Origin of the sequence: Prevotella multiformis (assembly GCF_018127985.1) — a bacterium.
In the GTDB taxonomy this organism is placed as follows: Bacteria; Bacteroidota; Bacteroidia; order Bacteroidales; family Bacteroidaceae; genus Prevotella; species Prevotella multiformis.
Genome location: NZ_CP072357.1, coordinates 1,204,291 through 1,226,641, shown reverse-complemented (window position 1 = coordinate 1,226,641; position 22,351 = coordinate 1,204,291). Strand labels below are relative to the sequence as shown.

Here is a 22,351-nt window from a genome sequence, read left to right as displayed (position 1 = left end):
CGTTGATGTCTTTTGCGGATCTGCCGGAGAATCCCTGCCGGCGGATCCGCATTATGAGACAGCGTGTTTGCTCCTTGCCTTAGGGCAACATGCGCTTCTTTCGTCCGTGTGGGTTACGTCAGTTCTCGGCAGTGCGGCTTTTTTTCACGGCCATCCGCTCCCTTACCGGCAACGGATGGTCTGCGTGCGGGTCTTCGACACGGCCGGTGTCAGCCCTCAACACGTTCGGTGTCGGGTATCAACGCGGATAGTGTCGGGTGTCAGCACATCGGCAGGAAGCGGTGAGACTGCAGTCCCTGTCGCCGTGATGCGGACAGCAGCCGGCCGGTCACAGGCCTATGCGGTAGGAGGGGCGTCATTTCTCTTCTTCCTCTTTGAACAGTACATCTTTGAGCTTCTGATAAAGGAAGGAAAGGGTCAGGAGGAGAATACCGAGGCTGATGAAGACGATGATTTTCCCCAGAGCCGGCATCGACCATACGTCGTTGAGGACAAGTTTTCCTAAGACGATACCGAACTCTGTCAGACTGACGATGCGTACTTGCTTGCTGTGACAGCGCATGCCGACACACATGAGGGTGAAGGCTGCAAATCCCAGGGAAAGGGAGAAAGCGGTGCTGAAGCCGTACTCGTTGAAGGTAACCATCAGCAGGCGGGTTGCCGTGAGCCATACCAGTGTTGAGATAATGGCGAACTCGGTGTGCTGTTTTCTGTTGTCAGGCATTGCAAGCAGCAGTCCGCGCATGACATATATCAGATAGGCTGCTGTCACGCAGGTCATGATCCATTTCAGCAGATTCCCGTCCATACCGGTGTAGTTCCATACTGCTATCGCATACAGTCCCGCTGCAAAATAGACGGTGATATCGTAAAAGACCCTGTACCGGTCTATTTCAAAGCGGTTGCGCAGGATGCCGGCACCCGCCGAAAGCAGCACGTTGAGTGCAAGCAGAGAGGCAAGGTCTGCCACGACATTCTCGAGATGGAAGTGGAAATCATCCCAGAGCCCCAGGTACAGGAGCAGGAAGCCGACGGAATATGCAACCGCATTGCAGGGAGCGTAGCTGATCAGGCGATGGTCTTCTGAGAACAACGCTCTGTGGCGTTGCAGGATGACGGCAAACACAAAGGAGGAGATGCTCAGGAACAGCATCACAAGGAAGTTGCCATTGAAGAACAGGGAGTGACCGGTGTCGGCTAAATTCTCGCACAGCAGTCTGCAGAGCAACAGGGACACCAGCGTCAAGACAGACAGCACGACAGCCCCGGTCTCAAATATCCGGTCTTTCTCCCGGGTGAAGAGCCATAGGAGGAGCACCGCCTCGGTTGCCCACATCATGAGGAGGTTGGTCGTATCGAACTGCATCGGAATGCCGATGGAGACGAAGGTGATGGTCAGACCCAGCATAAGGCTGCGTAGGGTGTCCTGTCCCGATATGCGGAAACGCAGGTAGAGATAGGCTGCCAGATTGACAGCGGCGATGAAGAAAGCGATGAAACCGTCATTGTCGAACGACATCCCACACCGTCTCAGCACGTAGTCGCCATACAGCAGATACAGGAAGCTGTTGCCGGTCACGACCGACAGCATCGCACGTCTTATGGACTTGCTGCACGGGGTGCGCAGGATGAAGATGACTGGAAGCAGGAAGATGAAATAGAACAGGGTTGCAAATCCCAGCAGGACGGTATAGCCTGTGGGTGAGAGCAGGAACTGCCAGCCGCCTGCCAGGGTCGTCATCCACAAAATGACGTATGTAAAACAGAAAGCGACAATAGGCAGTATTCCCCATTTCCTGTACATCGCCAGAGCGAACATGCCGATGTTCAGGATGCTGATGTAGATCTGCAGAGTAATGACACTGTCCGAGTCGGTGCTGACGATGAAGGGCGCGAGGAAGCCGCCGACGAGTGCCGTGACGGCCAGCTCCTTCCGGTCGTACAGGATGGAGATGCCCGACATGAAGAGGGTGGTGGCGCAGAGGATGACAAACGCCATGGTCTGTGAGAACAGCCCGTAGTAATGGAAAGCGATGGCTGTGATGAGATAGAACACGCCGAAGGCACCGCCGGCCAGCAGGGAGGTGAAGGTGTGGTATCGCCGATGCAGCCGTTCGGCCAGCACGAGCATGCCCGCTCCGACGGCATAGCCCAGCATAGCCCGCGCCGTCTCATTGATCCAGTTCTGGTCAATCGCATACTTGACGAAGAAGCCGATGCCGATGATGAACACGATGATGCCGATCTTACCGAAAAGGTTCTCACCGATGAACTTCTCATAGTTCGTTCCCTGTCCGGCGAAAACCGCTTCTTCCCTGTCACTTGCCGCATCTTCCTCGGATGAGCCGGCAGAGCAGTCCATGACTCTGGGGGGCTCGCCGTCCTGTCTTTCCCTTGCAGTATCTTTCTCTGCAGAGCGGCTCATGACCCTGGAGAGTCCGCTGTCCTGTCTTTCCCTTGCCGCATCTTCCTCGGAGGAGCGGACGGGACGGTCGGCAGCCGGGAACGGTTTCCGGTCCTGCCGGTCAGCTGCCTGTTCGGTTGTATCTTCCTTTTGTCCGGCGGATTCCGTCTCTTGTCCAATCGTCTCCTGTTTCCTTTCATCTTTCTCTTTCACAGGTATTTCGACGACGGATGGACGTATGGGCTCTGACTGTTCCCACCAGTAAGCAGCAGGAGCATGGGGGACAGGGGCTTCTTCTCCGGAAGTCTTTGCCGTCTCCTGTCGTATCTCCGCCGGAGTATTCTCTGCCGTCTGCTCCCGTTCTTCCACGATGGCTTTCTTTGCAGGTCCGGCTGGTTTCCGGTATTCTTTCCGACTGTCCCTGATCATTTTCTGCAGTGCCGAAAGCTCTTCGGTGATGATGTCGAGGGAATCGCCAAGTGCATTGATCTTGGAGAACAGTACATAACAGACAGCTGCCGGAATCACCAGTAACGCCAGAGGAAGAAGCCAAATAAATTCGTAATCCATAAACATAATTAAAGCATTTTGACCGTAAAGGTAGTGTTTTTCTTCATATTCTCCTAATTCTTTTGACATTTAAATTATTTTCTGTATATTTGTCAGCAATTACAGGGTGTTGGTGAGCAGGGGAGAGACAGGCAGGCCGGTCTCGGCGGTTGTCTGTACCTTCAATGGGAGAAGTACCTCAGAGAACAGCCGGACTCCATTCCCATGCAGACCCTTCAAGGAGACTGGTGGGAGGGGGCAGGGAGGCTTCTTCTGTCCGTTCATCTTCGCTTAGGGCAACGTACAATACGCTTATTGCAACGTACGACACGCCTGTTGCGACATACAATACAACCTCTAAATACAGGAAAAAGAATGAATATCGCTTTGTTGACAGCCGGCGGAACCGGCAACCGCATGGGACAGGACATCCCCAAACAGTTCATGACGATCGACAACATTCCCGTGATCATCTACACCCTGAAGGCTTTTCAGGAGCATCCTGAGGTAGATGCCATCGGTGTCGTGTGTCTTAAAGGCTGGGAAGTGGTGCTGCAGGCTTACGCCAACCAGTTCAACATAACGAAGCTGAAGTGGATCTTCGAGGGCGGCGACAGTAACCAGCACTCCATCCTGAACGGTCTGCAGGGACTGAAGTCCATGGACTGTTCTGACGACGACATCGTTCTGGTACACGACGGAGTACGTCCTCTGGTCTCCGGACGGATCATTTCCGAGAACATCGCAACGTGCAGGGAATACGGCTATGCCGTGACAGGACTGGTATGCAAAGAAGCCATCATGGAGGTGCGGGGCAGCTGTCTGCGCAATATTTCCATTCCCCGCGAGCGGCTCATCAGGACACAGACACCGCATACCTACCGGCTGGGCACGCTGCTGAAAGCGCATGCAGAAGCTGAAGAAAGGGGAATCGGCAATACGGTCGCATCCTGTACTCTGCTCGGAGCGCTCGGCATAGACGACCAGCACCTCGTGGCGGGATCCGAACGAAACGGTCTGAAACTGACCCGGACAGAGGATGTAGAGCTGTTCAAGGCATTGAAAGATACGGAAAGAGAGGAATGGTTGAAATGACTAATACCTATTCACAGCAGCTGGAAGAAGCCGTACGGAGCGGTCTTCCCTGGTCGAAGCTGTCAGGCTGCAATATCCTTGTGACGGGTGCGACAGGGCTGATCGGCGGCTGTCTGGTCGATATGCTCATGCACAGGCGGCACCGCGACTACACCGTCTATGCGGCAGGACGCAACAAGGCTAGGGCTGACAGGCGTTTCTCCACCTATCTCAATGATCCGGACTTCCGCTTCCTGTGCTTCGATGTCACGAAGCCGCTGCCAGCGGATGTCGATTTCCATTTCATCATCGATGCCGCCAGCAGTGCGTCCCCCGCCCTCTATGCCGCCGATCCGGTAGGCGTGATGAAAGCCAACATCTGCGGTGTCGACCGCCTTCTGGACTATGGCAGACGGCACCGGCTGCGCAGGTTCGTCTATGTCTCATCGGGAGAAGTGTACGGGGAAGGCGACGGAAGAGTCTTTACAGAGGATTACAGCGGCTACGTCGACCCGACGGCGGTCCGTTCCTGCTATCCGTCTTCCAAACGTGCAGCCGAGACACTGGCGGTCTGTTACGCCCGGCAATACGGCCTTGACATAAGCATCGCGCGCCCTTCCCACGTCTACGGCCCTTATTTCAGTCCGTCGGACAACCGGGTCTATGCCCAGTTCCTCCGCAATGTTCTCGCCGGTGAGGATATTGTCATGAAGAGCGAAGGGACGCAGTTCCGTTCCTGGTGCTATGTCATCGACTGTGCCGCCGCCCTTCTCTTCCTGCTCCTGAAGGGAGAGAACATGACCGCCTACAATATTGCCGACGCACAGTCGAACATCACGATACGGCAGCTGGCGGAAATGATTGCCGCCGTCGGAAACCGTAAGGTGGTCATGGAACTGCCGGAGGAAGCTGAGAAAGCCGGCTACTCCGTCGTCACCCGGGCAGTCTTCGACACGACCCGGCTGGAGCAGCTCGGCTGGATGCCGCTTCCCTCGTCCATGCAGGAAAAAATCAAAGCGACCCTGCTGGAAGAGAAGCGGGTGCAGGGAGGCTCCTGTTTATAGAAACCGCACCGTCACCTGATGGCGGTTGCGTTTGTCCTTCGGGGGCAGGTCGTTGTAATTGCCGTAGATGATCCCGCAGAACTCCTCGGGTTCTGCGGGGCCGTTGTAGGTCCTGCCCTCAAAGCGGATTTCCCTGTAGGGGCGCAGTACCCGTTCGGGAAACCGTTCATAGAACCACGTTCCGTATGTGTGCATATACGCTCCTTTCTTTCCGAACAGCTGCCCGAACAGGCGGAAGACGGGAAACACGCCATGTTCGAGGAACGCATACCATGCCTGTGCCCAGTGCGGGTGATCCGGCGAAAGACGGAAGTTCACGACACAGGCCAGCTTGCCCGCCAGCCGTTGCAGCGAGGGCAGTATCCTGTCTTCATAAGGGAAAATGTCGATGTGCAGACCACGGTATTTCATGATCTCCAGAGCCTTCCGGTCTCTGGAGTTTTCGTTTTCCGTACTCAGGTGTTCGCTCTTCGTGTCGCGCAGACTGGCCCATGACTTCAGGTAGCCGGGGTCGGTGCTGTTGTCCTGGAGGACGAACTGCGGATGCGGATGGCGTTTCAAGTAAGTACAGAAGCGCCTGTAATCCTTGTGATCCACCACGATATCCACATCGTCATCCCAGGGAATGAACCCTCCGTGGCGCAATGCGCCCAGCACGTTGCCGCCGTCCAGCCGCCATGCCACTCCGGCTTCCGCCGCCGCTGCTTTCAGATAGTCGAGCATGTCAAGCAGCCGCAGCTGTGCCTGCCTGAGTACCGAGCCGTCAGGATTGTATTCTTTCCGCAGGCTCTCACGGGTCTCTCCCGTATTGAATGTGCCGGTCATCATCTTTCGTCTTTGTTGTTGGAAAGACAGTACCGGCGGGTGCAGGGAAAACGTGGCTTCCTGCCTGCCGGATGCAGCCTGTCTTTGCGAAATTACATAAAAAAGTCGAATCTTCCTCCGCTTCTGCAAAGACATCCTCCCCCTCGATGTCCTCAATGTGTCCTCCCCAACGCTGGTTCTTCAAGTGCGTCCTGTCCGTCTCCTGCCGACGTATGGCTGCCCGGCACCAGTTGTGTCGAGGCCTGACACCGGTCGTGTCGAGGGTCCGCACGTTTACAGCCGATGGTGTCGGAAGACCGTGTCCGGGGCGCAACCGTGTCCGGAGACAGGCGGGGGCTTCTGTCCTTAGAAGCTCTTGAGCCACGCCTTCAGGTCCATCATCATCTCTTCATGGTAGCGGAAGCCGATCTTGCTGCCCCAGCCATGACCGCCGCCGGGATAGACATGCAGCGAGGCGCGGACATCGTTGCGGTAAAGTTCGGTGTAATAGTTCACGCCGTTTGCGGGGGGTACGGCATCGTCGTCGTCGCTGAGTGCGATGAACGCGCGCGGCGTGACACGGCTCACGTTCATGTCGGCGCTGTATTTCTTCTCGTCACGCTTGCCGGGATGTTTCCCCAGGAAGTTGGTCCGGCTCCGGTCGTGTCCGTAGCCTTCCAGCATGGAGATGACCGGATAGAACAGGATCTGGAAGTTCGGCTTCGCCTCTCCCAGGCTTCTCGTGGCGATGGTTGCCGCCAGATGTCCGCCTGCCGAGAAGCCCATGATGCCGATGTCATTGCGGTTGATTTTCCAGCTCGTGGCATTCATGCGCACCAATCTCATGGCCTGTTCGGCATCCGATACCGGAACCTCCGGATTACCGTTCGGCATACGGTATTTCAGCACGATGGCTGCAATGCCCTGGTTCTGGAAGAACTCCCCCCAGTCGTAGCCCTCCTTTTCCATCGACAGCGTCTCGTAGGCGCCGCCCGGGCAGATGACCACGGCACGTCCTGTCGCCTCTTTCTCTATGGGAAGGAAGATGCGTACCTTTGCCGTGTCCCTTGAGTCGCCGTTGCTGTAAGGTGGGCGGCCGTTGTATAGTTTGACATCGAATGTACTCTGGGCAGACATTGCCATGCTGACAGCAGCCAGTCCGATCGTGAAGAATAGTTTTCTGAAATTCATTCTGTATTCTGTTTGTTTGTCGCCTTTTCCGTCATTCGCTCGTTCCAGCCGTCATCTGCCCGTGCGGTATGACGGCCGTGTCCCCATGATCGTAAGGTGTCGTCACTGTTGCAGCAAGAAGCAGGAGGAAGTATGTAATTTTGAGCGTATTGTCGCAAAGTTAACAAAAAGATACGGTTTCGGCCGTAGATATTTAGAGTTTTTAGTATATTTGCAGCATGAAATGATAAAAGTCATTGAATGTAAACGTATTTTAAAGATTGCGGCGTTTATGTTAACAACCGTGCTCTGCCCTGCTGTCCCGGCGGCCGGCCGTTCATTGACACCTGATGTTCACCCCCTCATCCCTCTCACCGTCCCTTCATCGCTTATCACGTCCGTCATCCCTATCAACATCACCCGATTATGCACGTATTAGACAAATTTCAGTATTGCCCCGCATGTGGAAGCAGACACTTCGTGGAGCAGAACGAGAAGAGCAAACGCTGCGAAAGCTGCGGCTTTGAGTATTTCCTGAACCCCAGTTCGTCCGTGGCTGCGTTCATCCTGAACAGCAGAGGCGAACTGCTTGTGACGCGCCGGAAACTTGATCCGGGACGAGGGACGCTGGATCTGCCCGGCGGATTCTGCGACATCGGTGAGACGACGGAAGAGGCTCTTGCCCGTGAGATAGAGGAGGAGACCCATCTCGTCATCAAGGAAAGATGCTATTTCTGCTCGCTTCCGAACAAGTACCGTTACAGTGGATTCGACATTCCCACACTCGATGCCTTCTTCATCTGCAGCGTGGAGGACGAGACCGTTCTCAGGGCAGCTGACGACGTGGATGAGGTGAGGTGGCTGCCGCTGGACGAAATTCATACCGAGCAGTTCGGTCTCCGCTCTATCCGCCAGGCGCTCTATGACTTCCTCCAGAGGGAGAAGGAAAACTTAAAAAAGTAGAAATTTTGCCTATTATATAAGGTGTAAGCAAAAAGTTTAAGTACTTTTGCGCCCTTGAAAAAACGTACAAGAGTGATTATGCAAGAAAACCTGGTAATAGTAGAGAGCCCCGCAAAGGCCAAGACCATCGAGAAGTTTCTCGGCAAGGACTATAAGGTAATGTCGTCTTACGGCCACATCCGTGACCTGAAGAAGAAGGAACTGAGCATTGACCTTGACACCCTGACCCCCGACTACGAAATTCCTGACGAAAAGAAGAAAGTCGTCAGCGAACTGAAGAAGAATGCCAAGGCTGCCAAGAAGGTCTGGCTGGCTTCCGATGAGGACCGCGAGGGAGAAGCCATCAGCTGGCATCTCTGTGAGGTGCTGGGACTGGACGAGGAGAAGACGAGCCGAATCGTGTTCCATGAGATTACCAAGCCGGCCATACTGAAGGCCATCGAAACTCCGCGCCATCTGGACATGAACCTGGTGAACGCACAGCAGGCCCGCCGTGTGCTCGACCGCCTGGTGGGCTTCCGCCTGTCGCCGGTCCTGTGGCGCAAGGTGAAGCCGGCACTGAGCGCAGGACGCGTGCAGAGTGTCGCCGTCCGCCTGATTGTCGAACGTGAGCGGGAGATCCAGAACTTCGCATCAGAGCCTTATTATCGCCTGAATGCCGTCTTCGCCGTCACCAACGAGGACGGCTCGAAGAATGAGGTGAAGGCGGAACTGAACAAGCGGTTCAAGACCCATGAGGAGGCCCTGGCGTTTCTGGAACTGTGCAAGAAAGCAAGATTCAGGGTCGCATCCATCGCCAGGAAACCGCTGAAACGCACGCCGGCGCCGCCTTTCACCACCTCGACCCTGCAGCAGGAAGCGGCCAGAAAGCTCGGATTCACCGTCAGCCAGACGATGATGGTAGCGCAGAGGCTGTATGAGGCCGGCCGCATCACGTATATGCGAACCGACAGTGTCAACCTGTCCGCCCTGGCCATCAACACCAGCAAGGCCGAAATAGAGCGACTCTACGGGGCTGAATACGGCAAGGTAAGGATGTACCATACGCACAGCAAGGGTGCGCAGGAGGCCCACGAGGCCATCCGTCCCACCTATATGGACAATGTCTCCATCGACGGAACAAGCCAGGAAAAACGCCTGTACGACCTGATATGGAAGCGTACCATCGCCTCACAGATGGCGGATGCGCAGATAGAAAAAACGACCGTAAACATTTCCCTTGAAGCGGAAGACGGCAAGAACCAGACCGATCTGCAGTTCGTTGCCAACGGTGAAGTGATTGCTTTCGAGGGATTCCTGAAAGTTTACCACGAATCGTCCGACGACGAAGAGGGCGGCGAGGAGTTCTCCCATGCACTGCCCCCCATGCACGAGGGCGAGGAACTCGAGCGCCGTGAGATTGTCTCGACGGAGCGTTACTCGCAGGGGCCCGGCCGTTATACAGAGGCAAGTCTCGTGCGCAAGCTCGAGGAACTCGGCATCGGCCGTCCGTCCACCTACGCCCCGACCATCTCGACCATCCAGCAGCGCGAATACGTGCAGAAGGGCGACCGCAAGGGCGAAGAGCGGAAATACGTCGTGGACACGCTGCTCGGGCTGAAGGTCACGTCCAAGACCAAGAAGGAAATGGCCGGTGCCGACAAGGGCAAGCTCATCCCGACGGACATCGGTATTGTCGTCAACGATTTTCTCATGGAGAACTTCCCGGACATCATGGACTACAACTTTACGGCAAAGGTCGAGCAGGAGTTCGACAAGATCGCCGAGGGCAAGGTGGCATGGAACAAGGAGATGAAGACCTTCTACCAGGGCTTCGAGCCGGAGGTGGAGAAGGTGATGAACGCCCGTTCAGAGCATAAGGCCGGCGAACGCGAGCTGGGCATAGACCCCAAGAGCGGCAAGCCGGTGTTCGTGAAGATCGGCCGCTTCGGCCCCGTTGTCCAGATCGGCAGTGCCGATGATGAGGACAAACCGCGTTTCTCCCAGCTGCCGGCCGACAAGAGCATAGAGACGATTACCCTTGACGAAGCGCTGGAGCTGTTCAAACTGCCGCGCACGGTCGGGCAGTTCGAAGGGACGGATGTCGTCATCGGTGCAGGTCGTTTCGGCCCTTACGTGCTCCACAACAAGAAGTACACATCGCTGCCCAAGGACGAAGACCCGCTTACCATCAGCCTTGATGCAGCCATCAACCTGATTCAGAAGAAGCGTCTGCAGGATGCGCAGCGTCACCTCAAGACCTTTGAAGAAGACAGCAGGATGGAGGTGATGAACGGCCGCTACGGCCCTTACATTGCCTATGACGGCAAGAACTACCGTATGCCGAAGACGCTCCACGAGAAAGCCGCCGAGCTGACGTACGAGCAGTGCATGGACATCGTGAAGAATGCACCGGAGCCCCGGCGAAAGAAGTAAAAAGACACCGGCCTGCCTGCAAAGGGGGTATGACATCCGCCTCATGGTGCGGCGACGGCCTGCTGCGGGGGGATGGTAAATGATCTTGAGCATGACAGAAAACAAGGAAGGCTACCGGCCGCTTCGCATCATCCTCGTCGGCTATATGGGAGCCGGGAAGACCACCGTCGGCAAGGCTCTCTCAAAGGAGCTGGGCATTCCTTTCTACGACCTGGACTGGTACATAGAGAGCCGGATGCGCAGGACTGTGAAGCAGATCTTCGATGAAAGGGGCGAAGACGGATTCCGCAAGATGGAACAGGCCATGCTCCATGAGGTGGCGGAGTTCGAGCACGTCATCATCTCCTGTGGCGGAGGGACTCCTTGTTTCTTCGACAACATGGACTACATGAACCGGCAGGCGGAAACCGTCTATCTGAAGGCAGAGCCTGACGTGCTCTTCAGGCATCTGCAGATGGGCAGGTCTGTCCGTCCGCTGTTGCTCGGCAAGACGCCTGACGAGGTCCGTTCGTTCATCCGTGAGCAGCTCGAATGGCGAGAGCCGTTTTATGCCAGGGCAAGACATACCCTCGACGTGAGTCTGATGGACAATTACGAGAAGATACAGATTTCCGTAGACCAGCTCTGCCGCCTGCTGCGGATCGGCCGGTGAGGCAGTCCGGGTCAGGACAGGGTGATGGTGTCGTCGGAGGACCGGCAGCCTTCGCCCCGTGCGGAGGTGCAGGGAGACGGGTGTGTGCAGGGATTTAAAACAAGATATTATATAGGGAAAGAAACATTATATAGGGAAAGAACAGAAATGAAAAAGTGGACGATTGAAGATTCGCGGGAACTGTACAACATCTCGGGATGGGGTACATCTTATTTCGGCATAAATGACAAGGGCGACGTGTATGTCACGCCCTGTAAGGACAACACGCAGATTGACCTGCGCGATGTCATGGACGAGCTCGCCCTGCGTGATGTCACGCCGCCGGTGCTGCTCCGCTTCCCCGACATTCTCGACAACCGTATCGAAAAGACCTCTTCCTGCTTCGAGAAGGCAAGGAAGGAGTACGGATTCAAGGCCGAGAACTTCATCATCTATCCGATCAAGGTGAATCAGATGCAGCCGGTGGTGGAGGAAATCATCTCCCACGGACGCAAGTTCAACCTCGGGCTGGAGGCCGGATCGAAGCCCGAGCTGCACGCAGTCATCGCCGTACAGTGCCAGAGCGACTCGCTCATCGTCTGCAACGGTTACAAGGATCAGAGCTACATCGAACTGGCTTTGCTGGCGCAGAAGATGGGCAAGCGCATCTTCATCGTGGTGGAGAAGCTCAACGAAATAGACCTCATCGCCCGGGCAGCAAAGAAGCTGAATGTGAAGCCGAACCTCGGCATCCGCATCAAACTGGCATCCAGCGGGTCGGGGAAATGGGCTGAGAGCGGCGGCGATGCCTCCAAGTTCGGACTCACTTCTTCCGAGCTGCTCCAGGCGCTGGAAACGCTCGACGGGAAAGGGCTGCACGACTGCCTGCACCTCATTCACTTCCACATCGGATCGCAGATTACCAAGATACGCCGCATCCAGACCGCCCTCAACGAGGCAGCACAGTATTACGTGAACCTGCGCAGGATGGGGTACGGCGTCGATTTCGTCGACTGCGGAGGCGGTCTGGGGGTCGACTACGACGGTACTCGCTCGTCCAACAGCGAGAGTTCCGTGAATTACAGCATTCAGGAATATGTCAACGACTGCGTCTATACATTCGTGGATGCAGCCGACAAGAACGGTATTCCGCATCCGAACATCATCACCGAGAGCGGAAGAAGTCTTTCGGCGCACCACTCCGTCCTTGTCATCGACGTATTGGAGACGGCTTCCCTGCCGGAGATGTCCGAAGAGTTTGAGGCGAAGGAGACAGACCATCAGCTGGTAAAAGACCTTTACGACATCTGGGACAACCTCGACTCACGCAATATGCTGGAGGACTGGCACGATGCCGAACAGATCCGCGAGGAGGCACTGGAGTTGTTCTCTCACGGCATGGTGGATTTGAAGACACGTGCCGAGATTGAGGCGATGTACTGGAGTGTGTGCCATGAGATCAACAGTCTTGCCAAGAACATGAAGCACGTCCCCGATGAACTGCGGAACATGGACAAGCTGTTGGCAGACAAGTACTTCTGCAACTTCTCGCTCTTCCAGTCGCTCCCGGACAGCTGGGCGATAGACCAGCTTTTCCCCGTCATGCCTATCCAGCGGCTCAACGAACGCCCGGCACGCAACGCCACTTTGCAGGATATTACCTGCGACAGCGACGGGAAGATGTCGAATTTCGTTTCCATGGGCCGCACCAGCCACGTCCTGCCGGTTCACCCGCTGAAGAAGGGCGAGCCTTATTATCTCGGTGTTTTCCTTGTCGGAGCCTATCAGGAAATTCTGGGCGATATGCACAATCTCTTCGGCGACACCAATGCGGTACACATCTCCGTCAAGGACGGAGGCTATCACATCGACCAGATCTTCGACGGTGAGACGGTGGAGGAAGTGCTCGAATACGTACAGTACAATCCCAAGAAGCTCGTCCGGCAGCTTGAGATATGGGTGACGAAGAGCGTCAAGCAGGGTAAGATTTCGCTGGAGGAAGGCAAGGAGTTCCTCAGCAACTACCGCAGCGGACTGTACGGTTACACCTATCTGGAGTAGCCGGGAAAGTGTTTCCTGCCGATGTGGCAGACTGTGCGAGACGTGCCGGAGTGCTCCGGTCTGTTTCTGCTGTTTGTCCGTCCCGTCCCTGGCTGATGCTTACATTCCCGGTCTTCAAGAAACTTGCCGCCCCTCCGCAAGGGAACGGAAAGCGGCAGGAAGCAGGGGGAGCAAAGCGCAGCCGATAACTTAACGAAAGTTAAACATCGGCTTTTCCGTCCGCCCCCTGTAACTTATCCCCATCCATAATCGTCATATATACAGAGAGAAGATGAAGAAAGTCAGTTTCCGTAACGATGTGTTGCCGTTGAAGAACGAACTCTTCCGGCTCGCACTCCGTATCACGCTCAACAGAGCGGAAGCCGAGGACATCGTGCAGGACACACTGATAAAGGTATGGAACCGCAGGGAAGAATGGAATGCCATCGACTCCATCGAGGCTTTCAGCCTGACGGTTTGCCGGAATCTGTCGCTCGACCGCATCAAGAAGAAAGGGAACGACAACGACTCCCTCGAAGATGTGAAGGCTGCCGAGCCCCTCGCTTCATCCAATCCGCAGGACCGTATGATCCAGACGGACAAAGTCCGCCTCATCAGGCAGATTGTAGACGGACTCCCCGAGAAGCAACGGAGCTGCATGCAGCTGAGAGACTTTGAAGGGAAGACCTACAAGGAAATAGCCGGTGTCCTTGACATCAGCGAAGAGCAGGTGAAAGTCAATATCTTCCGGGCACGGCAGACGGTCAAACAGAAATATTTGAAATTAGACAATTATGGATTATAAGTACATCGAGCAATTACTGGAACGCTACTGGCGATGCGAGACATCCCTCCAGGAGGAGGAGATTCTCCGTATGTTCTTCTCCCAGGAGGACATTCCAGCCGCCTTGCTGCCTTATCGTCATCTGTTCGCCTATGCACAGAGCGAGAAGACGGAGGAGGTGTTGGGAGATGACTTTGACCGCAAAGTCCTGAGCCGCATCGAGGAGGACGAACCTGTCAAGGCACGCGTCATAACCATGCGCCAGCGGTTTATGCCGCTCTTCAAGGCGGCTGCCGTCGTGGCCATCTTCCTCACATTGGGCAATGCCATGCAGGTGGCTTTCTCCGATGGAGACGGCCGGCAGGCTGTCCCGGCCACAGCGGCGGTGGAAAAACCGCAGGAAGGGCCGTCCGTTGCCAAGGCCGACTCCGTGAAGGGAGACACCTTGCAGCACAAGATACAGAGTCCTGTGTCTACCCTCACAAAGTAAAGACAATTTCTATGCTTTCTCTATAATAATCATTTTTAGTTAAACAAGCAGAGGCTGTGAAGTCTCAATTCTCTCAAATTTTTCATAACATACTAATGTAGAAGAACCGATGCTCCACGTGGGTGTCGGTTTTTTCTTTTCCCCTCTCAAGGGGGTTCTCTCTCTGGTCCGGCGGACGGGCTGGCAGGCGGTAATGGCAGGCTGTAGAGCGGGATGCGGTGTGCCGTCCTTCCGCATGAAAACACAGAAACACGAAGAGTCCGGTCGGTTTCATCGCAACGGTCTGCAGATGCAGGGACTCCGGCTTTCTGCTTTCTCAGATTCCCAAGGCAGTCCGAATGCCATGGAGTGTCTTGTACAATGGGATGGAAAGGCAGGGGAGGGGATGCTGCATCACAAGGAATTGCCGGCGGTGCAGGGGCGGCGACCTGCTGCCGTGTGCTGCCGGTGCCTGTCAGAGGCGGAATGAAACCGGACAGCTTCTTTACAGGTTTGAAAGTATTTTACATTTTGCAGATGAAAATACCCTGTTCTCTTACTGAAGAAACCTACCAGGAATGGGGATGACCTGCCCCTGGACTCCAACCGGCCGTCCCCTGTGTTCCAACTAACGCCCGTTAGCATCCCAAGAGGGCGTTAGTTGCAAGCCAACTAACGCCCTCTTAGAATGTTGTCAGGAACCTTTTCCTGTAAGATTCCTATGTGTCTGTCTATAAGTGATTTGCTACCTCTCTTGAGCCTGTTCGTTTTCCGGTTTCATTCGTTTCCCCTTCCGTTTCCGAACAGATTGTCTCCTCACATCCTCCTGATAAAACAAAAGTAATTTTTATGGACAAAACATGCGCTTTTAAGACGACTTTTCCTGTCACTTCCGTCACGCTTCCCTAATTAATGAGATGTTTATATACAGGGAACTGATGAAAAATATTAAAATGATAGCAGGACAAAATCGGCTCTATAGTTTAAATTGTTTTTAATTTGACAGTATGTGAAACTGAAAGACTTATTATCTTAATCGGCCGTTGGATGGAGTGTAATCTCGATATTCATCTACGACTCTTTGGCCTTTATTGAATACATATTTAAGCGACAATCTGAATATTGGTCCAATGTGCCGTTGATAAGAGGAATATTGACCATCAACATAATAGAATACTCTTTTAGCATCTCTTGCAAATACATCATTAAGAGTCAATCTAAGCTGAAGATTCTTTTCTTTTAGCATCATATATTGTAGCTCAAAATCTAAAGAGCCATTTGCTGCCGCATTCATTAAAGAGGATTTATATGTTGGATAATAATTTCCATCTATTGATAAGTAAATCCTACTTGCTGGAGAGTAACTTATATTAGAATGAATGTTATAATTAACATACGAACACTTTCGATTAGCAGGCAATGAGAATTGGTTTTTAAAGTTATATAGCTTATCATAAGCGAGGTTGAACTGGAATTGCCCCATAACTTTCTTGTCTGCAAAACGATACGGTATGACTATGTTTGTCTTAAACGTCTGTTGATCTGCAATATTCTGATAGGTACTGGACAAATGTTGACCATTTGAGGAAAAAATATTTCCAATGAAGTCATATGTTAGTATATATGAAAAATTAGGATTCATATATTTAAATAGTGTGTTATAAATAACAAAGCCGTATGCTTTATTTGGTTTCAGATCCCGATTACCATACATAGATACCATATCATTTGCCTGTCTTTCTCCATACACCATCCATGAATATTTAGGCCTGTTTATATTTGAGACAATACCAATAATCGAATTATAATTGTTCATATTAATATACGTCAACAAGGATGGAAAGAAATTGACATAATGATTGCTGTTGTTGTTAGTAGTAGAGGAATATGTATATTGTGTATTCTCCATTCGTAAACCAAGACGTGTAGATACTCGCTTAGAAAATGTATACTTTGCTTGCGCATATAGCCCTGTTAGCACTTCATGACCAGAAAATGATTCATCAACATCATTTCTATCCATGTTGACATGTGAATAGATAACATGATCTTTCACTTTATTATAGTCCACCTGTAGTCCATAAGAGAATAAAAAGGATTTTACTTCTGAGTTTAAATCTATATTAAATGTATTCATATATCCACTCATTCTCAAGTCTGAACTCTTGTATACCTCATCTTTTGCCAGGTAATCCAATTTAGAGTTATCATTACCGTATGAAAAGGAATATGTCAAATGGCCATTTGTCCTTTTGTTGATAGAAGGTAAAGTATATGACAATGAAATATTATAAAGGTCACTATGGGCATGTTTGTTCGCAGTATATTGATTGATGTTATAATTGTTCCAAATTAAATCGGCACTGCCTTTATCGTAATATACAAACGCATTAAGACTTAATTTGGATTTGTTTGTAAACTCATAAATTGTACTTCCTCTATATGTAAACACATTATTTCTGCCATCGCTGAAATTATGGTCATCAAGGATTTTGAGACCATTATACGACAAGCTATCTGTAGATGACTTGTATATTCTTTCGTTTGCAAATGAAAGCGTGCCATTATAAAGCCATCTGCTTTTCTTTACCATATAAAAAATATTTCCACCAGTATCATACATTCCATGTGGGAAAATTGAAGTAAAAGCATATGGTTGTACTGACTGACCCAGGGGTATATTGCTTTTAGTATTAATATTTATAACAGCCTCGGTGGATGCACTATATTTCCCTGAATTGACAAAAGTCAGTTCTATATCTGCAACAATATTTGCAGGTAAACTCTCCAGAAAAGCCTCCAATGATTGGGGTGAAATGTTTTGCTTTACATTATTTACATATATGACTGCATTTTTCCCACCCAAAGAATAATTTCCATTAGAGTTCTTAACAATTCCTGGGATATGACGTAATGCATCTGACAATTGCAAATTTTGTTCCATCTTCATTTTTCCAAAATCGACAACGACCATTCCATCTTTCCTGTATATCCAGTTACTTTCAACCACAACCTCATTCAGCATCTCATATTTGGGCTTAAGATAATATGTTGTCCCATTACTTGTTAATTTTGTTGTGAGAGAATTAAAAGATATATGGCTCATAGAAATAATGTGGCTATCTTTCAATGCAACACTATCTAATTTAAAGTAGCCATGGCTATCTGTTAAAGCAAACAACTCGCTATTATTGTCGACTTTTACCAACACATTAGCAATGGCAGTAGAATCTATTTCATCGAATACATATCCATCTACAACTTGTCCAAATAAAGGAAGGGTTGCAAAGAACAGAAACGACATAATGTATACTGTTTTTTTTGCCATATTTGTATTACATTATATAAACGCTCCAAATTTACACATTCTTTTGGTGAATACCACGTTTTACAAGTTGTTTTTCACAAAACCGTATCGATAAATAATATTTAAAACATCTATTGTGCAAAAAGCTGTTGATGACCACCTTGATTGTATAGAGGAGATTATCAACATTCCACAATTAAAGAACTAACTTGAGGAGTTAGACAAACCAGATGCGGTTACGGAAGTTCTCAAAGAGATTATACTTCAAAGTAAAGTTGAATTTAATTTTGAAGATGACTAAATAGGTCGCTTATTCAGGGTTCTTCCGTTAAAGGGATAGATTTATACGATTGCTAACACCATGGGAAGGTCTGTGCCCGCCTTCCAAAACGTCACGCACTTGTTTCTCAACCAACTGTAAAGCAATGTTGCATAGATTGATAGGTGATGCAAATCCCTTGACATCCCATAAATATCAAAGAACCTCATCTACGCATTTTATGGAGGGGCCGGTTCTTCTGTATGTGTGATTCGTTCACTTTAGGCAATGGACACAAAACGACTTTTCCTGTCACTACCGTCACACTTGTTCAATAATTAAAGTGCTTATATACAGTGGATTGGTGAGAAATGTTAAAATGACGGCAACCAAAACTAAAACTTATATTGCGAGAAAAGTCAGTCTCCTGAAAGGGCTTTTGTGGGAACATGAAGGCCCGCACAAGGGACAAGTCTTCACATTTCAGGCAGGTTTTATCGCTCTCCTTCCGGAATGGGGGATGAAAGCGGGGGAGCTGTGTCCCGGTGGTTCTGTATGGGATGTACGGGGAGGCGGCTATACTTTCTCTCTTTCAGGACAGCACGCCAGCGTATGTCTGACACCTGATATAATCTCCCCCATTTCCAGTGCGTTCAGTCCCCTGATCAATACGTTCGGTTCTCTGATGTCCAGTGCATAGTTGGAAAGTGCGGGGACACAGTGGAAGAAAGGAAGATCGACAGGCTCTCCTTTCCGGGACGTGCTGACAAAAATGAGGCGTATGTCGGCGAATCCGTTTTTGCCTTTCCTGTACAGCTCGTTGGGGTACATCGGCAGAATGGTGTTTATCCCCTCCGTCACGACAAAACTCAGGATGGGCTTCTTCCCCTCCTTCGTATAGCAATGCGGTTTTGCCATACAAGCCTGGGCCCACAAGTCTGCCTCCTCCTCTTCCTCCGCCATCACCTCTGTCGTGTGCTGATTGTTCCGGCATTCCTTATGCCTGTTTTTCTTGAAGAAGTCAAATATACCCATATGGTCTGCTGTTACTGTATTGTTCTTTGCAAATGGAATAAACCTGATGTGCGCAATCGGAATACAGACAATGCGCTATTCCGAAAACTCTTGGTTGCAAAGTTAAAAACTTCATGGAACAATCAGCCTGCTTTGTACGTTAAAAAGATTAAATGGTATATGTGATACAGGGTTGTCATCGACAAAAACAGGGAATGACAGCCTGTTTCACCTGCTTTTGAAAAAAACTCAATAGGATATGCCTCGTGCGTTTTCCCACGGTTGGATGGTACGGAACAGGAAGTGTCTGTCTGTCTTTTTCATTTATTTTACTGCGGGTTCACACACAGAATGGATTGTCTTTCCTTTAAAGAAAAAGCATTTTCTTTATCCGACTGGATTATAGTTCGGGAATTTTATCTAAATTTGCAATGGGAAAGAATGGTGCCTTCTGCGGGGCTGTCTGTCCCCGCCCCTGAAAACAATCAAACAATGAACAGCTGTAACAGACAAACTGAATGGTACTGAACTGCATTTGGATAGCATTCTTCCTCATTGCCTTCGTCTTCGGAATCATCTCTCTGCTGACGGGTGACACGACGATCTTCCAGAAGATGGTGGATGCGACCTTTGATTCGTCCAAGACCGCCTTCGAGACATCATTGGGACTGACCGGAGTGCTGGCACTGTGGCTGGGCATCATGAAAATCGGCGAGAAGGCAGGTGTCGTAAACGTGCTGGCACGGATACTCAGTCCTCTTTTCACCAGACTTTTCCCTGACATCCCGAGGAACCACCCTGTCATGGGGTCCATCTTCATGAATATCGCATCGAACATGCTGGGACTTGACAATGCGGCCACGCCTACCGGACTGAAGGCCATGGCACAGATGCAGGAACTGAATCCGAGGAAAGACACGGCAACGAATCCGATGATCATGTTCCTGGTGCTGAATACGTCAGGGCTGACCATCATCCCGACGACCATCCTTGCCTTCCGGAGCTCGTATGGAGCTGCCCAGCCGACGGATGTGTTCATCCCCATCCTGCTTGCGACGACCGTTGCAACGCTTGCCGGAATCATCATCACGGCCGGCTGGCAGCGCATCAATATCTTCCAGCCTGCTCTGCTTGCAGCCCTTGTGGGGCTGACGGTTTTCGTGGGGCTGGTGATCTGGGGATTCGGGCAGATGGACAAGCAGACGATGGGTACGGTGACCTCCGTCGCCTCCAATCTTATCCTCATGTCGATCATCGTCCTTTTCATCGGTGCCGGCCTGCTGCGGAGAGTAAACGTCTATGACGCTTTCATAGAGGGAGCCAAAGAAGGGTTCTCTACGGCTGTGCGCATCATTCCCTATCTGGTCGCTATCCTCGTGGCAGTGGGAGTATTCCGTGCGTCGGGTGCAATGGACCTGCTGATAAAGGGAATACAGTGGTGTGTGGGGCAATGCGGACTGAATACCGATTTCGTCGGTGCGCTGCCGACTGCCTTCATGAAGCCGCTGTCGGGCAGCGGGGCACGCGGACTGATGCTGGAAGCCATGAAGAGCTACGGTCCCGACTCGTTCGTCGGCAGGCTCAGCTGTATCTTCCAGGGCTCGACGGACACGACTTTCTACGTTCTGGCTGTTTACTTCGGCAGCATCAGCGTGAAGTACACAAGACACGCTGTAGCGTGCGGACTGCTGGCGGACCTGGCCGGCGTGATTGCCGCAATAGCCGTCTGCTATGTTTTCTTTTAGATGACGACAGGACGGTGACCAGACGATAACAGGCAATATAAGCGGTAATAAGCCCAATAACAAAGCGACAATGGCAAATTTAAAATCACTTGCAAAGGACACTGCCATCTACGGTATGAGCAGTATCATCGGAAGGTTTCTGAACTATCTTCTCGTCCCCCTCTATACAGCAAAGATCAGTGCGGTGAGCGGGGGTTACGGTGTCATTACGAATATCTATGCCTATACGGCGCTGCTGCTCGTCATCCTGACCTACGGCATGGAGACCACTTTCTTCCGTTATGCCAACAAGACGGACCAGAATCCACAGAAGGTTTATTCCACTGTCCTGTCGATGGTAGGACTGTCGTCACTGCTGTTCATTGCAATGGTTTTCGTCTTCCTGCAACCCATCTGCAGTTTCATGGGCTACTCGGCGCACCCCTCTTATGTATGGGTAATGGCGGTTACGGTGGCGATTGACGCCTTCCAGTGCATTCCTTTTGCCTACCTCCGTTACAAGAAGCGTCCGATAAAGTTTGCGGCATTCAAGCTGCTGTTCATCGCTCTGAACATCGTCCTGAACCTTGTCTACTATCTTGTTCTCGGCGGACATGAGGTGGGTTACGCCTTCTACATCAACCTTGTCTGCACGGGAACCATCACCTTCTGCTTCTGGAGAGAACTGAAAGAAGGTTTCTTTGCAGGCGGGAAGCTGCTTGATATGCCTTTGGCGAAGAAAATGCTGTCGTATTCCTGGCCGATTCTTATCCTGGGCATTGCCGGAATACTGAACCAGACGGCAGGTTATATTCTCTTCCCCTACGTCTACAAGGGCAGCGATGCACACGCACAGCTCGGTATCTTCGGTGCAGCGAGCAAGATCGCCATGATCATGTCGATGATCACACAGGCTTTCCGATATGCCTATGAGCCGTTCGTCTTTGGCAAGGCACGCGACAAAGACAACAAGGAGACCTATGCCCGCGCCATGAAGTTCTTCATCATCTTCACGCTGCTGGCGTTCCTGGTGGTAATGGGGTACATGGATGTTCTGCGCCATATCATCGGCCGGGACTACTGGGTAGGACTGCGGGTCGTTCCTGTCGTGATGGCGGGCGGCATCATGACGGGTGTCTATTTCAATCTCAGTTTCTGGTACAAGCTCATCGACAGGACCATCTGGGGAGCCTACTTCTCGGGAATCGGCTGTGCTGTAATCATCGGAATCAACGTGGTTTTCGTACCCCGCTACGGCTACATCGCCTGCGCATGGGCCGGCTTCCTGGGCAATGCAACGGCAATGGTATTGTCGTATCTCGTCGGCCAGCGCAAGTATCCGATAGACTATCCGCTGAAGAGTATCTTTACTTACGTTCTGATAGGCGGACTGTTTTTCGCCATTATCGCTTACAGCAACGCCAACCTTTCAGTCCCGGCAGCATTGGGTGTCAACACGCTGGTGATCATCTTCTTCATTGCACATATCGTCTATCACGACCTGCCTTTGGCACAATTGCGCCGACGCATATCAAAATAGTGGCTTTCTGCAGTCAGAGAAACAGCTCTAAGCCGATAAAGGAAAGCCGAAGATGTAAAGGAAGCCAGGGGACGGCGGCTCCAAACGACACAGGAGAAGATTGTAACGGACACCGAAGAAAATTTCCTGAAGGATGCCGA

Annotated in this window: 15 protein-coding genes; 10 read left to right on the top strand and 5 right to left on the bottom strand. The window is 51.6% G+C overall.

All coding sequences use genetic code 11. The annotated features are described in order from the left end of the window. Positions 1 to 355: 355 nt before the first annotated feature. The gene (locus J4864_RS04920; RefSeq protein WP_211813923.1) at positions 356 to 2,980 is read right to left on the bottom strand and encodes a DUF2339 domain-containing protein; all 2,625 of its coding nucleotides are present in this window, start codon (positions 2,978 to 2,980) and stop codon (positions 356 to 358) included. A 348-nt stretch (positions 2,981 to 3,328) separates the two neighbouring features. Here J4864_RS04920 and J4864_RS04915 point away from each other — a divergent pair, with 348 nt between their 5' ends. Further along, entirely contained in the window at positions 3,329 to 4,048 is a 720-nt protein-coding gene (locus tag J4864_RS04915) for an IspD/TarI family cytidylyltransferase (RefSeq protein ID WP_211813921.1), read from the top strand. Next, positions 4,045 to 5,091, top strand: a complete 1,047-nt coding sequence (locus tag J4864_RS04910) for an NAD-dependent epimerase/dehydratase family protein (RefSeq protein WP_211814620.1) — start codon at positions 4,045 to 4,047, stop codon at positions 5,089 to 5,091. The genes J4864_RS04915 and J4864_RS04910 overlap by 4 nt, the downstream gene beginning before the upstream one ends. Here the strand turns inward: J4864_RS04910 and J4864_RS04905 are convergent. Both J4864_RS04905 and J4864_RS04900 read right to left on the bottom strand, forming a co-directional pair. Further along, a complete protein-coding gene (locus tag J4864_RS04905; RefSeq protein ID WP_211814619.1) occupies positions 5,086 to 5,916 on the bottom strand; it encodes a LicD family protein in 831 nt (276 codons plus the stop codon). The genes J4864_RS04910 and J4864_RS04905 overlap by 6 nt on opposite strands. A 345-nt stretch (positions 5,917 to 6,261) precedes the next feature. Continuing rightward, entirely contained in the window at positions 6,262 to 7,086 is an 825-nt protein-coding gene (locus J4864_RS04900; RefSeq protein WP_211813919.1) for an alpha/beta hydrolase, read from the bottom strand. 405 nt (positions 7,087 to 7,491) lie between these two features. Between J4864_RS04900 and J4864_RS04895 the strand changes: the two genes are divergently transcribed. The 6 genes from J4864_RS04895 to J4864_RS04870 all read left to right on the top strand — a co-directional run bounded on the left by J4864_RS04895 (position 7,492) and on the right by J4864_RS04870 (position 14,388). After that, entirely contained in the window at positions 7,492 to 8,028 is a 537-nt protein-coding gene (locus J4864_RS04895) for an NUDIX domain-containing protein (RefSeq protein ID WP_211813917.1), read from the top strand. A gap of 78 nt (positions 8,029 to 8,106) precedes the next feature. Beyond that, complete coding sequence (gene topA / locus J4864_RS04890) at positions 8,107 to 10,443, top strand: type I DNA topoisomerase (protein WP_211813915.1); 2,337 nt, start codon at positions 8,107 to 8,109, stop codon at positions 10,441 to 10,443. Between the two features lie 91 nt (positions 10,444 to 10,534). Then, positions 10,535 to 11,095 carry a shikimate kinase gene (locus tag J4864_RS04885; protein ID WP_211813914.1) on the top strand — a complete coding sequence of 187 codons (561 nt, stop codon included), beginning with the start codon at positions 10,535 to 10,537 and terminating at the stop codon, positions 11,093 to 11,095. Between the two features lie 147 nt (positions 11,096 to 11,242). After that, entirely contained in the window at positions 11,243 to 13,135 is a 1,893-nt protein-coding gene (speA, locus tag J4864_RS04880) for a biosynthetic arginine decarboxylase (RefSeq protein WP_040554584.1), read from the top strand. A gap of 271 nt (positions 13,136 to 13,406) precedes the next feature. Continuing rightward, complete coding sequence (locus J4864_RS04875) at positions 13,407 to 13,919, top strand: GFO_1088 family ECF-type sigma factor (protein ID WP_007367628.1); 513 nt, start codon at positions 13,407 to 13,409, stop codon at positions 13,917 to 13,919. After that, positions 13,909 to 14,388 carry a PG0215 family putative anti-sigma factor gene (locus J4864_RS04870; protein WP_211813912.1) on the top strand — a complete coding sequence of 160 codons (480 nt, stop codon included), beginning with the start codon at positions 13,909 to 13,911 and terminating at the stop codon, positions 14,386 to 14,388. The genes J4864_RS04875 and J4864_RS04870 overlap by 11 nt, the downstream gene beginning before the upstream one ends. A 1,006-nt stretch (positions 14,389 to 15,394) precedes the next feature. Here J4864_RS04870 and J4864_RS04865 read toward each other — a convergent pair. Further along, positions 15,395 to 17,695: a TonB-dependent receptor gene (locus tag J4864_RS04865; RefSeq protein WP_246479369.1), complete on the bottom strand. Its 2,301-nt coding sequence runs from the start codon at positions 17,693 to 17,695 to the stop codon at positions 15,395 to 15,397. A gap of 814 nt (positions 17,696 to 18,509) precedes the next feature. Continuing rightward, positions 18,510 to 18,968: a hypothetical protein gene (locus J4864_RS04860; protein WP_211813910.1), complete on the bottom strand. Its 459-nt coding sequence runs from the start codon at positions 18,966 to 18,968 to the stop codon at positions 18,510 to 18,512. 497 nt (positions 18,969 to 19,465) lie between these two features. Between J4864_RS04860 and J4864_RS04855 the strand changes: the two genes are divergently transcribed. Together J4864_RS04855 and J4864_RS04850 are read left to right on the top strand one after the other, a co-directional pair. Further along, positions 19,466 to 20,692 carry a spore maturation protein gene (locus J4864_RS04855; protein WP_211813907.1) on the top strand — a complete coding sequence of 409 codons (1,227 nt, stop codon included), beginning with the start codon at positions 19,466 to 19,468 and terminating at the stop codon, positions 20,690 to 20,692. 70 nt (positions 20,693 to 20,762) lie between these two features. Continuing rightward, positions 20,763 to 22,211: an oligosaccharide flippase family protein gene (locus J4864_RS04850; protein WP_211813906.1), complete on the top strand. Its 1,449-nt coding sequence runs from the start codon at positions 20,763 to 20,765 to the stop codon at positions 22,209 to 22,211. Positions 22,212 to 22,351 lie beyond the last annotated feature (140 nt).

What these genes read in the sequence shown, in the direction of transcription:
- J4864_RS04920 (WP_211813923.1), bottom strand. Translation starts at nt 2,980, where the DNA reads ATGTTTATGGATTACGAATTTATTTGGCTTCTTCCTCTGGCGTTACTG.
- J4864_RS04915 (WP_211813921.1), top strand. Translation starts at nt 3,329, where the DNA reads ATGAATATCGCTTTGTTGACAGCCGGCGGAACCGGCAACCGCATGGGA.
- J4864_RS04910 (WP_211814620.1), top strand. Translation starts at nt 4,045, where the DNA reads ATGACTAATACCTATTCACAGCAGCTGGAAGAAGCCGTACGGAGCGGT.
- J4864_RS04905 (WP_211814619.1), bottom strand. Translation starts at nt 5,916, where the DNA reads ATGACCGGCACATTCAATACGGGAGAGACCCGTGAGAGCCTGCGGAAA.
- J4864_RS04900 (WP_211813919.1), bottom strand. Translation starts at nt 7,086, where the DNA reads ATGAATTTCAGAAAACTATTCTTCACGATCGGACTGGCTGCTGTCAGC.
- J4864_RS04895 (WP_211813917.1), top strand. Translation starts at nt 7,492, where the DNA reads ATGCACGTATTAGACAAATTTCAGTATTGCCCCGCATGTGGAAGCAGA.
- topA (WP_211813915.1), top strand. Translation starts at nt 8,107, where the DNA reads ATGCAAGAAAACCTGGTAATAGTAGAGAGCCCCGCAAAGGCCAAGACC.
- J4864_RS04885 (WP_211813914.1), top strand. Translation starts at nt 10,535, where the DNA reads ATGACAGAAAACAAGGAAGGCTACCGGCCGCTTCGCATCATCCTCGTC.
- speA (WP_040554584.1), top strand. Translation starts at nt 11,243, where the DNA reads ATGAAAAAGTGGACGATTGAAGATTCGCGGGAACTGTACAACATCTCG.
- J4864_RS04875 (WP_007367628.1), top strand. Translation starts at nt 13,407, where the DNA reads ATGAAGAAAGTCAGTTTCCGTAACGATGTGTTGCCGTTGAAGAACGAA.
- J4864_RS04870 (WP_211813912.1), top strand. Translation starts at nt 13,909, where the DNA reads ATGGATTATAAGTACATCGAGCAATTACTGGAACGCTACTGGCGATGC.
- J4864_RS04865 (WP_246479369.1), bottom strand. Translation starts at nt 17,695, where the DNA reads ATGGCAAAAAAAACAGTATACATTATGTCGTTTCTGTTCTTTGCAACC.
- J4864_RS04860 (WP_211813910.1), bottom strand. Translation starts at nt 18,968, where the DNA reads ATGGGTATATTTGACTTCTTCAAGAAAAACAGGCATAAGGAATGCCGG.
- J4864_RS04855 (WP_211813907.1), top strand. Translation starts at nt 19,466, where the DNA reads ATGGTACTGAACTGCATTTGGATAGCATTCTTCCTCATTGCCTTCGTC.
- J4864_RS04850 (WP_211813906.1), top strand. Translation starts at nt 20,763, where the DNA reads ATGGCAAATTTAAAATCACTTGCAAAGGACACTGCCATCTACGGTATG.